This window comes from Phragmitibacter flavus (genome assembly GCF_005780165.1).
Lineage (GTDB): Bacteria > Verrucomicrobiota > Verrucomicrobiia > Verrucomicrobiales > Verrucomicrobiaceae > Phragmitibacter > Phragmitibacter flavus.
The window spans coordinates 100,043-111,570 of the sequence record NZ_VAUV01000006.1; the positions used below are offsets into that span (position 1 = coordinate 100,043).

At 56.1% G+C, this 11,528-nt stretch carries 12 protein-coding genes; 5 read left to right on the top strand and 7 right to left on the bottom strand.

Going from position 1 to position 11,528, the window contains the following annotated elements:
* Nucleotides 1-35 precede the first annotated feature (35 nt).
* Together FEM03_RS08740 and FEM03_RS08745 are read right to left on the bottom strand one after the other, a co-directional pair.
* The gene (locus tag FEM03_RS08740; protein ID WP_138085827.1) at nt 36-899 is read right to left on the bottom strand and encodes a sugar phosphate isomerase/epimerase family protein; all 864 of its coding nucleotides are present in this window, start codon (nt 897-899) and stop codon (nt 36-38) included.
* Nucleotides 900-1,001: 102 nt separating this feature from the next.
* The gene (locus FEM03_RS08745; protein ID WP_138085828.1) at nt 1,002-2,273 is read right to left on the bottom strand and encodes a DUF5722 domain-containing protein; all 1,272 of its coding nucleotides are present in this window, start codon (nt 2,271-2,273) and stop codon (nt 1,002-1,004) included.
* A 197-nt stretch (nt 2,274-2,470) separates the two neighbouring features.
* Between FEM03_RS08745 and FEM03_RS08750 the strand changes: the two genes are divergently transcribed.
* The 4 genes from FEM03_RS08750 to FEM03_RS08765 all read left to right on the top strand — a co-directional run bounded on the left by FEM03_RS08750 (nt 2,471) and on the right by FEM03_RS08765 (nt 6,106).
* Nucleotides 2,471-4,183, top strand: a complete 1,713-nt coding sequence (locus tag FEM03_RS08750; RefSeq protein WP_138085829.1) for a cation:proton antiporter — start codon at nt 2,471-2,473, stop codon at nt 4,181-4,183.
* Between the two features lie 83 nt (nt 4,184-4,266).
* Nucleotides 4,267-4,518 carry a ribbon-helix-helix domain-containing protein gene (locus FEM03_RS08755; protein WP_138085830.1) on the top strand — a complete coding sequence of 84 codons (252 nt, stop codon included), beginning with the start codon at nt 4,267-4,269 and terminating at the stop codon, nt 4,516-4,518.
* Entirely contained in the window at nt 4,515-4,955 is a 441-nt protein-coding gene (locus FEM03_RS08760) for a TA system VapC family ribonuclease toxin (RefSeq protein ID WP_138085831.1), read from the top strand. Before FEM03_RS08755 ends, FEM03_RS08760 begins: the two co-directional genes overlap by 4 nt.
* Before the next feature lie 176 nt (nt 4,956-5,131).
* Entirely contained in the window at nt 5,132-6,106 is a 975-nt protein-coding gene (locus FEM03_RS08765; protein WP_240772732.1) for an MBL fold metallo-hydrolase, read from the top strand.
* Nucleotides 6,107-6,136: 30 nt separating this feature from the next.
* On the opposite strand, the gene FEM03_RS08770 is transcribed toward FEM03_RS08765, so the two are convergent.
* The 5 genes from FEM03_RS08770 to FEM03_RS08790 form a co-directional block, all read right to left on the bottom strand.
* Nucleotides 6,137-6,592 carry an SRPBCC family protein gene (locus FEM03_RS08770; protein ID WP_138085833.1) on the bottom strand — a complete coding sequence of 152 codons (456 nt, stop codon included), beginning with the start codon at nt 6,590-6,592 and terminating at the stop codon, nt 6,137-6,139.
* Nucleotides 6,593-6,648: 56 nt separating this feature from the next.
* A complete protein-coding gene (locus FEM03_RS08775) occupies nt 6,649-7,452 on the bottom strand; it encodes an Hsp33 family molecular chaperone HslO (RefSeq protein WP_138085834.1) in 804 nt (267 codons plus the stop codon).
* 102 nt (nt 7,453-7,554) lie between these two features.
* Nucleotides 7,555-8,226: a 3-keto-disaccharide hydrolase gene (locus FEM03_RS08780; RefSeq protein WP_138085835.1), complete on the bottom strand. Its 672-nt coding sequence runs from the start codon at nt 8,224-8,226 to the stop codon at nt 7,555-7,557.
* 211 nt (nt 8,227-8,437) lie between these two features.
* Nucleotides 8,438-8,899 (bottom strand): hypothetical protein, encoded by a 462-nt coding sequence (locus FEM03_RS08785; RefSeq protein WP_138085836.1) that lies wholly within the window; start codon nt 8,897-8,899, stop codon nt 8,438-8,440.
* Between the two features lie 122 nt (nt 8,900-9,021).
* Complete coding sequence (locus tag FEM03_RS08790; RefSeq protein WP_138085837.1) at nt 9,022-9,864, bottom strand: aminotransferase class IV; 843 nt, start codon at nt 9,862-9,864, stop codon at nt 9,022-9,024.
* Nucleotides 9,865-10,163: 299 nt separating this feature from the next.
* Between FEM03_RS08790 and FEM03_RS08795 the strand changes: the two genes are divergently transcribed.
* Complete coding sequence (locus FEM03_RS08795; RefSeq protein WP_240772719.1) at nt 10,164-11,501, top strand: enolase C-terminal domain-like protein; 1,338 nt, start codon at nt 10,164-10,166, stop codon at nt 11,499-11,501.
* Nucleotides 11,502-11,528 lie beyond the last annotated feature (27 nt).

The window sequence follows — 11,528 nt, forward strand, 5'->3', positions numbered from 1 at the left end:
CCTGCCGCGTTTTTTTATGGAGTGATCAAATCAGTTTAGCCGACCAGAGGCACCAAGTTTTCCTTGCACCACTGACCGTTCTGGATGGTGACACCATCGGGGTCTTCGACGGCGATGTGGGCTTCGTCTTCACAGATGATCCAGCCTTCGTATTTGTGCTGGACGAGCCATTCGGTGATCTTGTGGAAGTCGAGCTTGCCGGTGCCCATTTGTGACCAGGGCTCAGGACCGTTGCCGGAGTAGTCTTTGTAGTGAATGTGGTTCACCAGGTGCGACCATTTGTTGAGGGTGGCGATGACGTCCATGCCGCCGCGAATGATGTGGCCGACGTCAGGGGTCCAGCCGGTGACTTTGGGATCAAGACTGCTGAGGACGACGTCGTAGTCTTCCTGGGTGCGAACGATGGAGGCCGGAGGGCTGTTGGGGTGGTAGGAACACTTGAGGCCGGCATCGGTGCCGCGTTTGGAGACTTCGTTGATGTTTTTGGCGACGTTGAGGCGACGGCGTTGCAGGTCATTGGTGCGACCGCTGGGGAGGGTGACGGTGCCGAGCATGGAGCCAGGGAAATGTTTGAGGAGGTCGATGGTGAAGTCGAGCGCTTCGATTTCGCCGGGGCGGAGCTGATCGTCGTCAAACGCGCAGACGAGGGCAAGTCCGGCGAGTTTGATGTTGTGTTCGTCGAGCGCGTCTTTGAGGCGTTTGGGGTCGCAGAAATCGCCGAGCCAGTATTTGCCGCAGCCGAGGGCGCTTTCGGAAATCTCGAGCACCATCGGTTCGATGCCGGTGAAACCTGCCTGGGCGGCGATTTTGATCATGTGATCGAGCTTGTTGTCGTAGCCTTTGCCGGTGCCCTGCATGAACCAGGTGTAGACTTGTGATCCGAATTGAATGTTTGCCATGTTGGTGGTGTGGTTTGGTGGAATTGAGTTTGGAAACGGTAGGCCTAAACGGCTAGCGGAATTGAGCAGGGATGTCCACTTTGGAAATGAAGAAATGGTGGGTTATTGGAGGTCTTGCCAACCTGGGATGCCGATGAGGGGAAGGGCAAATTGGGTGGTGGCGGGCCATTGATCGGTGCCGGCTTTTTTGAAGAGGTCGTGGATGCGGCGGGGTCGGTGGGGATCGGCGATGGAGTTGGGCTTGTTTTCCCAGAGGCCGAGGCGCAGGCCGCCTTCGTGGGCATGGTCGACATGGCGGTGCCAGATCATGGCGTCGATGCCGGGCTGGCGGGTGGTTTGTTCCCAGGCGTAGGCGAAACCGGCGGCCTGCAGGTCTTCGCCATCGGGGGTGGCGAGGCAGTGGATGCCTTGTTCGCTGAGGATGATGCGGCGGGGTTTGCCGTTCCAGAGCAGTTCGGGGCGGGTCATGTATTGGGTGGCGACGCCGAGGTTTTTGAAGGTGATGTGGGGCGAGTTGTCAGTGGGCCAGGCATTTTTGTCGAGCCAGGTTCGCGGATTGCCGAGGTCGTCGGGATAGGGGTGGTGGGCGATGTGCCATTCGAAGTCGCCGGATGGGGATTCACGGGCGATGCGGGCGAAATGGTCGATGAAGGTTTTGGCGGGGTAGGATTCTTGATCGCTGATGTTAGGCATGGAGGCGTTCCAGTGGTGATCAAAGGAGAGGTAGACGCGGGCGTGGGCGGAGTGGGGTCGGATGGCGTCGTGGGCGAGGCGGACAGCTTCGTGATAGTTTCCGGCGGCCTGGTCGACCGGCATTTTGCCGAGGTTATACCAGATCCACTGAGAATTGACTTCGTTGCCGATGATGTAGCCCCAGACGCGGCCGGAGGTTGGATTGGCTCCACTGTAACGGGAAGCGAGGAAGGCGGCGAGGGCGCTGTAGTTGTCCCGACCTTCGGGAGTAACGGTGTTGAAGGCGGCAATGGTGTATTTGCCGTCGGGACGGGCGTTGGGATGAAGGAGGAGTTGATCTCGAACGGGGTCCTTGGTGGGGTAGGCAAGGAGGATGAGGTAGACGAGGACGTGGTGATCAGAGAGCGGTTTAATTTGGGCGTCGAGCTGCTGGAGGTAGGCGGTATTGATGCGGTGTTGCTGACCGTGGTGAAGAAAGATCGTCGGATTTGGATCGGCGGCAGTGGCCATCATCTGGCCCAGGCTGACGTTGAGAGCAGCGTGGCGGATGCCGAGGCTGAGGGCGTCGTCGACCATCTGAACCTGGAGGCCTTTGATGCTGTCGGTGGTGGGGAACGGCGTGGGGTCTTGCGCGATCAGCGAAGTCGTAAAGGCGGAGAACAGCAGGAAACGAAGAAGCATGGTTTGCGTTAGCGTGACACGGATGAACGAATGCGTCAGGCATTTTTGTTTGCGTTTGAGTGGGGGATGGGGGAGTAGGGAGGTGGACATTGCTATTCGCACCATGTGGTGCGGTTCAGCGGGGATGACCGGTCGGTGTTGATTGGTGGCCCGTGTCCGTTAACTGGCTTTTTGCCGAACGTCGTATCAACACGCCTATGCCGCATAACATTGACCTGATTTTGACACTAACGGGAGGGCTGACGGCTGCGTTGGTTCTGGGATTCATCACACAGAAATTGAAGCTTTCGCCGATTGTGGGTTATCTGCTGGCGGGGGTGGTGGTCGGGCCCTATACGCCTGGGTTTGTGGGTGACAAGGGGTTGTCGGAGCAGTTCGCGGAGATCGGGGTGATTTTGTTGATGTTTGGGGTGGGGTTGCATTTCCACCTGAAGGATCTGATGGCGGTGCGCAGGGTGGCGGTCCCGGGAGCGGTGGTGCAGATTGCTGTGGCGACCGCGCTGGGAGCGGGAGTAACTCATTTTTTTGGATGGTCGTGGACGGCAGGGATGGTGTTTGGAATGGCGATCTCGGTGGCAAGCACGGTGGTGCTGACGCGGGTGCTGTCGGACAATCGGGCGTTGCACACGCCAACGGGACACATTGCGATCGGGTGGTTGATCGTGGAGGATCTATTTACGATTTTGGCGCTGGTGTTGCTGCCTGCGATTTTTGTGACCGGGGCTAATGCGAGCGGTGGCGGGGCGGGAGTGTGGATGACCTTGGGGATTTCGTTGATCAAGCTGACGTTGCTGGTGGTGTTTACCCTGGTCGCCGGGCAAAAAATCATTCCGTGGTTTTTGGGGTATGTGGCGAGGACCGGATCGCGGGATTTGTTCACGCTGGCGGTGCTGTCGCTGGCACTGGGCATTGCGGTGGGGTCGGTAAAGTTTTTTGGGGCTTCGATGCCTTTGGGAGCATTCCTGGCGGGGATGGTGGTGGGGCAGTCGGAGTTCAGTGCACGTGCGGCGTCGGACGCGTTGCCGATGCGTGACGCGTTTGCGGTGCTGTTTTTTGTATCGGTGGGCATGCAGTTTGACCCCGGTGCGCTGCGGGAGGGATGGCCGTTGATGCTGGCAACGACAGGCATTGTGATCATTGGCAAGCCCCTTGCGGCCCTGTTGGTCGTGCTGGCGTTTAAGAAGCCGATCGCGTCGGCATTGGCGATTTCGGTGGCCTTGGCGCAGATTGGTGAGTTCTCATTTATCCTTGGCGCATTGGCGGTGAATACCTTGAAGATCATGCCGCCTGAAGCGATCCACGCGATGGTGTTTGCTGCGGTGGTTTCGATCACGCTCAATCCCCTCCTTTACAAGGGGATCGCGCCATTGACGCGCTGGTTGCAGTCGAAGGGTTATGCGAAAGTGGCGACACCGGCCGATGTGGAGGGTGGGCCGGTGTTGGATGAGGAAAAGCATCACGCCATTGTGGTGGGTTATGGTCCGGTGGGGCAGACGCTGTGCCGGATTCTTGATGACAACAACATTCAGCCGGTGATTCTTGAGATGAACATCGAAACGGTGCGCAAGCTGCGTGCCGAAGGGTTGCATGCGGTGTATGGGGATGCGACGAGTCGCGAGATTTTGCATCATGCCGGGATTGAGACCGCCCAGGGGTTGATCATTGCGGCGTCGAACCTGCCGGTGCATGAGGTGGTGCAGGTGGCGCGGGAGATGAAGCCGGACATCCGCATCTTGCTGCGCACGACGTATCTCAAGGAAGCGAAGGCCTTAGATGACGAGGGCATCCGCGTGTTCTCCGGGGAAGGCGAGATTGCGCTGTCGATGACCGCGCATTTGATGCATGAGCTCGGGGCAACGGACGAACAGATTGATCGCGAGCGAGGACGGGTGAGGGCGGAGTTGTTTTAGAGCGCGGTCGAAGGCTTCTTCCTGCGGCCCAATCATTCGGCGTCGAATTGACATCATTTGACGCATGATGTATAAAAGTCATCATGACTCGGACTCAAATACAGTTTCCGGATCCGCTCTACCAGCGGCTCAAAGAAATCGCTGAGCAACAGGATTGGTCGCTCTCGGAGGTGATGCGCAAGGCGGCTGAGCATTTTGTTACTCGCTTCCCCGAAGACCCGCAGCCCAAGGCCGTATGGCGCTTTCCCACTCTTGATTGTGGGGGTGACTTTGTGACAGATCCCGCCAGCCTGCGATCGGAGGCCGAAGCCATCTTCCAGCGCTCTGGTTCATGATTCTTTCCGCCGACACGAACGTCTTCCTTTACGCGGCGAATCCCGATTCGAGGCATCACAAAGCTGCCCTGCGGTTTTTTGAGGAGGAGGCTTCGGGCAAACAGCGATTTCTGCTCTGCGGTCTCGTATTAGTGGAAATTTACATGCAACTCCGCAATCCTGCCGTTTTCAAACAGCCCAAGACGGCCAGGGAAGCCACAGCTTTTTGTGATGCCCTACGCGCCAATCCGATTTGGGAGTTCGGCGATTACGAATCGGAAGTCGCCAAACCGCTCTGGAAATGGACTTCCGAGACAAACACCGGATTCCGCCACATCATCGACGCCCGCCTAGCCCTCACCCTTCGCCACCACGGCGTTACTCACTTTGCGACTGCGAATGTGAAGGATTTTGAGGGCTTTGGGTTTGAAAGAGTGTGGAATCCGATCTCGGCATGATATCCTTGTTTATCACGGGATTGAATGGCGGAAAATATCTGGGTTAATTCCTCCGATCGTGTTCGAAAGGACGGGTTTGCTTCATGCTTTTGCATTGTCATAAATTTGTGTTTGCGCTATGCATTCATGAAATGAGGCATATCAAATCACGATTCTCCCGTCTCTTCTGCGTAACGATGTCGCTGGGTTTGTCAGCGTGCAGTTCTTATCATCCGTTGGCGGACAAGGAGATTTATCCGCGACCGCTCACGGCAAGTCCGGGTGAAGGAGTAAAGGTTAGCTTCTTTGGCAACACCACGATTCTCATTTCAGATGGAGATACCCATTTATTGGTCGATGGGTTTTTCTCGCGGCCCGGGCCGGTGCGAACGTTGTTGGGGAAGATTGCTCCAGACAGGGTGGAGCTGGCGCGTGAGTTGAAGCGTGCGGGGATCTCGAATATCGATGCGGTGCTTGTAGGTCATGCGCATCATGATCACGCCTTGGATGCCCCAGTGGTTGCGGAAATGACAAATGCGCTGGTGATGGGGACCGAGTCTTACCGGCAGATCCATCTTGGTGCCGGGTCCAAGACGGACGGTGAACATCTCTTCACCGTTCCGACCGACGGGGAGCAAAAGAGTTTTGGCAAGTTTGTGGTGACGTTCCGACCGTCTGACCATGTGGGTGCGCACGGTCTGGTGCAGCATTTGATCGAGGGTCACATCAAGAAGCCGTTCAAGACACCCGCACGCTTTTGGCGATTCAAATGCGGCAAAGTCTACGTGATTCACATTGCCCATCCACACGGCAATTTGGTGGTCACCACCACGGCTGGAGCAAAGGAAGGACAGCTGAAGGGATTCAGTGCGGACGTGGTTTTTCTTGGGGTGGGTTTTCTCGATAAAGAATCCCCCCTCAGGCAGAATCGATACTGGCATGAAACGGTTGGCGTAACGAAGCCCGAGATGGTCGTTCCGGTTCACTGGGACAATTTTAGCATCAAACTCTCGAAAGGATTGCAGCCCGCACCGCGCGTGGCGTTCAGCACGCGGGCGGCCGCCGACGTGCTGAAGGACAAGGCGGGTGATGACGGACCGGTGGTTCGTGCGATGGACTACGGCGATTCCTTGCTGCTGCGAGATGGCCAGGTCCGAACGGTAAGCCCGTAAACTTCCTGCCCCGACGGATCGCCAAAAAAATTAGTCCGCCTTCGCCAGCTCCGCCACTATCGCCTTTTGCCGATAGGCGAAGATCCGCTTCAAATGAGCGTGCACCAGCGGCTGCACCATTTGGCCAAATGGCGGAAAGCGCAGCCGATACGTCACCACATCACGCACCCGGGTTCCTTTTTCCGTAGGTTCAAACGCATGAAGATGCACCCATTTTTTGAATGGTCCCCGTGTCTGCTCGTCCACAAAACAAATTGGCGGCTGCCATCCCGAAATATGCGTAGTCCAGCCGTATGGCACCCCCAGCAGCTTTAGCCGATATTCAATCACTGTGTCCCGCTGCATCAGGATGGGCTCGGGAGTCAAAATCTTGATCTCCAGTTCCGGCGGCGTGATGCGCTGGAGATTGGATGCATCAGAGAAGAAATCAAAGACCGCTTCGGGCGGCAAAGACAGTTCAAAATTGGTTTCCAACGTGTGTTCCATGCGTGCACAGCAGGTTCTTGCTGAGCGACATTCGACCACGTTGGATGGCGATCAGTTCAATGCGTCGCCTGCCACGCTTCAAATTGTTCCTTGGAGGCCCGATACCTGGCCCCGCATCGTGGGCAGGTCAGCGTGATGATCTCATCCCCTCCAAAAGCATCATTCAAATCGTTGTCACCCAGCCGTGCCAGCAAGGGATACAGCCGCTCGATCGAACACCCACATTTCCACACATACTGACGCTCCTCCAACAAGCTGAGCGTCTCCTTCTGATCAATCGTGCGGATGTCCTCCTCGGTCAATGACCGCAGCCAGTCTTCATCACAATCCGGCTGCGCGGTGACCATTACCAAGTCCTCATGATCATATCGGAACAACCGGGCCAGCCGCTGTTCGCTCTGTTCATAAAACTGCTCCACGGCCGCGAAAATGTCCGATCCGGTGAACTCCACCATGCTTTGCCCGGTGTTCTGCCCGTTGCGAATCCTCTGCGCGATGATCAGGCTCTTTTCAAACGCCCGCACATCTTCCGTAAAAACCCTTCCCGTCACATGCGGCGGACGCGTGCACCCGGTGACGAACAAGTTCATGTGCGGTTCATTAAAATTCATCGTCCAGCCTGCCCCTTCATCCTGGGGTCGCGATGCCAGATGCAAGGTAAGGGCAGCCAGCGCCTCCTTCAGCATCAGATCCGCTTGTGGAGCGTAGCGCAGTCCGTGATCAGCCAGATGCAGGTAATAGTCGATATACAACGGCTCGAAATCCGCACGGGCCAGCAGGGCGTTGCGACCACGCACAAAATAAGTGCGCACATCCAGGATGCCCGGTTCAGGTTCAGATTCAGGTTCAGCGTCGGCCATGATGGGAAAAGTTGTTTGCAGCGAACGAGCCACAAGGAATTGAAAAAAGAAGGGCAGGCCATTCAATGCCTGCCCTTCAAATCGATACGTGTGATCGACGGATTATGGAAGTGGTTTGAGATACAGGTCCTTGTAATAGACACGGCTGATCGGATCATGCCCCTGAAGTGCAATGGTCCCGGCGGTCAGTTTGCGACCGTCCATGTTCTTCAAAGCTTTGCTGGGATCCCAGTCATCAGGCTCGGTGAAATCGGTGGTCACTTCGCCATTGATCTTGATGACGATGCGTTTGCCTTCGACTTTGATTTCATAGTCGAACCACTCATCGTCAGCTGCAGGAGAGGTGTTGAGCACATCTTTGACTCCATAAAGACCGCCCGTTTTTTTCACGTCCTTGTGTTTAGTGGAGTTAACCTGGCATTCATAACCTTTGCTCGGCCAGCCCTTGTCTTCCATCTGCGTGTGGATGTAGATCCCGGAGTTGGAACCCGCTTCTGTCGACCCCAATTTCACCTTGGCCTTGAACTCAAAATTCTTGAAGCTGGCCTTGCCGTCTTCACCGACATAAAACAAATGCGCACGTCCGCCCTGAACCTTGATCGCGCCATCTTCCACAACGAAGGAATTGGCTTTTTCCTCAGGCTTTTCCTCGGTCGCGATGTTGTCTTTCCAACCGCTGAGGTCTTTGCCATTGAAGAGGGGAATCCAGCCGTCCTCGGCCGATACCGAAGCCGCTGCGAACAGGGAAATGAGGGTGACAAATGCGATTTTCATGGACGGGAATTGTGAATGTCAGCCCGCCGCTTGTCGAGTGGGAAATTCTGCGGCAACAAGTCTTCTGCAGTGCGCTACTCAACCAGGGGTCCGACGGAGGTTTTCTCGGCCACCCAAATGGGCTGAGAATACTGAAATGGTCCAACATTGCCGGCCCATTTCAGATTCTGTAGTGCGCTTCCTTTACTCAGCCGTCCAGTCCAGCAACGGATCAACCTTTGATCTTGGTCACTGCCTTTCTGCGGCAGTCGATGGCCATCTCCCAGGCTTTGTCCAAGCCGAGTTTCTCGACCGAAAAGGATTTTTTCACCACTCTACCGGGCTCAGGGCTCCAGGAAGCTTCAACGTGTTCATAGACATATTTTTTGTCGGCCTTGCTGACAATGGTTTTGCGCAAACGAACGCCGCGCTGGCCGGACGTGTTTCGGGCGGAAATTTTTTCTGCCAACTCACGGCGGGTGTAGGGCTTGAGTTTTTTTTCCATCTTGTCACGCACGGCACGCGCCTGTTCAAGGGCGCTTTTCTTTCCGCCATGGGCATTGTCTGAGAAAAATTGGTTGAAACGCTGTCCACGACGATAAATGCGCACTTCAAAACCTTTCACCGGGCGCTTGTCCGGACCGCCAGCATTGTCGATGCGGGTGATGTTGCGATTTTGTGGGTCTTTAGCCATATGGGTATTTTCTGTTAGGTTGTTTATTTGGTTTGTTTTTGGTTGTTTGGAAATTGGGGATTTCTAACGGCGTGGGGATGGGCCAATCACTCTAGGGATGGCACTGCGCTAATGGGGATCCTTCAGGGGTCGGGATTTTCTGCCATCAGACTTTTGAGCAGTTCGGCCAGCCGGCGGGTATAACCACCGGGCGATTGGAAAAGAGCTTGGCCATCCACATGCGAGACGGCCTGGACATATCGGGTGGAAGAAGTAAGGAACGCCTCCCTAGCCTGAGACAATGTTGACAGCGCCAAGGCGCGTTGGGCGACTTGAATGCCATCCGCTTCGGCAAGCTCGATCACCAACCCCCGGATCACACCGGGAAGACATCCTGCATTCAGCGGTGGCGTGGCAATTCCATCCACATCTGGCTGCACGAGAAAAATATTGGACGTGGCTCCTTCACACAATTCTCCACGAGTATTCCCAAACACCGCCTCATCTGCGTCTAACTTGGAAGCGTGCTCAGAGGCCAGCACATTGTCCGCATATGAAAGGCACTTCACGCCGCAAAGCGGGCTTTGTTCGTTGCGGGGCCAGGGCACGGTGGCAACCCGCGCCGCCGGACGATGAGTTAGTGATTGGGAAACGGTGACCACCATGGTTGGCGAACCCTCGCCCTCACCATTGTCACGAGTAATCGTGAACCGCACCCGTGCGGGATCAATTCCGTTTGCGGCCACCGTTTCCTCCACCGCATCTGAAAAAACCGTCAATTCCGGAGCCTTGATGCCAAGCACCTTGCAGGACTGACAAAGTCGCTGCCAGTGCCGCGTGACGGCAAATACTTTTCCCTCATGGACATGCATGGTTTCGAAGGCCCCATGCCCCACTTGCAATCCTCGATCATACGGTGAAATCACGGCCTCACCCGAGCGTCTGAGCCGCCCGTTGAGCCAAAAATGATTTCCGTTCGATAACATGATGAATTCAGATAACAAAGGGTTCGAACAATTGTAAATTCCGATGTTCACATTGCGTCCCCCGATCAGAAATAGGGGTTTGCATTACCAAAATAATGATTTGGCAAAACCCTCTCTCTGATGAGTTTACGAATTGCTGCATAAAACTGGTCGTAGATTTTTTTACTGGTGCATGTGCTGGGCTGCGCTTGAGTAGTGCCAAACCGTTTTACCCCAACCTCTTCCGTATGCCCGGCTCACTTTCCACCGATGTCCAGATAGTTTCTTCGCAAGTTTTTCTTTTACCTGTCGAGTTACGAGTGCCGCTGAAATTCGGGCCCGAAACCACCACCCGGGTGGTCTGCCTGCGCACTTCGGTTGAGGTCGCTGACAAGGCCGGTCGACGCGCCATCGGATGGGGCGAAACACCCCTGAGTGTTTCATGGGTCTGGCCTGCATCCCTCTCGGTGGCCGATCGCGCCCGCCGCATGGAGGCGTTCGCGGTGCAACTGGCAGAAAAGTTGGTGGCTTTTGGAGCAAGTGGTCACCCGCTGGAGATCAGTCACGATTTTCAAAAACACGTGCTAATGAACGAGGTCGCCATTGCGAATCAACTCGAAGACAGCGAACCAATGCCTTACCTCGCCGCGCTCGTTTGCTTAAGCGCCTTTGATATCGCTTTGCATGATGCCTACGGGCAGCTTCACCAACGCGACATTTACGATCTTTACGACAAAGAATTTTTTTCACGCGACCTATCCCATTTTCTCGAACCAGAGAGCGGTTCTTCCATCAGTTTCAAGGATCGACACGTTGCCGATTTCCTCATCCGGCCCGGGGTAAGATCCATGCCCGTGTGGCATCTCGTCGGCGGACTCGACGCCTTAACGGCTGAAGACCTCAACGGGACCGAACCCAACGACGGCCATCCCGTGCTCCTCGGAGACTGGATCCAAAAGGACGGATTGCGCTGTCTCAAGGTCAAATTGCGCGGCACGGATGCGCAATGGGACTACGAAAGAATGCGCCGCATCGCCGCACTCGGTTTCCCAATGGGAGTGCGATGGTTGAGCGCCGATTTCAACTGCACCGTGCGCGATCCCGCTTATGTGAATGACATCCTCGACAAACTGCTGCGCGACGAGCCCGAGATTTACGCCCGCACCCTCTACGTCGAGCAGCCCTTCGCCTACGAACTTGAGCACGACATGCTGGATGTGCGCAGCGTCTCCGCCCGCAAGCCGTTATTCCTCGACGAAAGCGCGCACGATTGGGAGTTCGTCAAACTCGGTCGCAGTCTCGGCTGGTCGGGCGTTGCCCTGAAGACCTGCAAAACGCAAACCGGTGCGCTCCTCAGCCTCTGCTGGGCGAAAGCGCACGGCATGCCTCTCATGGTGCAAGACCTCACCAATCCGATGCTCGCCATGCTCCCCCATGTGCGCTTGGCCTCGCACGCAGGCACCATCCAGGGGGTCGAGTGCAACGCCATGCAATTCTACCCGGATGCCTCCCTTCCCGAGCAAGCCGTGCATCCACACATCTACCAACGTCGCCACGGGATGGTCGACATCTCCACTCTGGGAGGCAACGGATTCGGCTACCGCATCGAAGACATCCAGCGCCAGCTTCCGGCAGCTGCAGCGACCTTCGCTTCCTGAGCGAAACACTCCCCATTCCCAGCAACA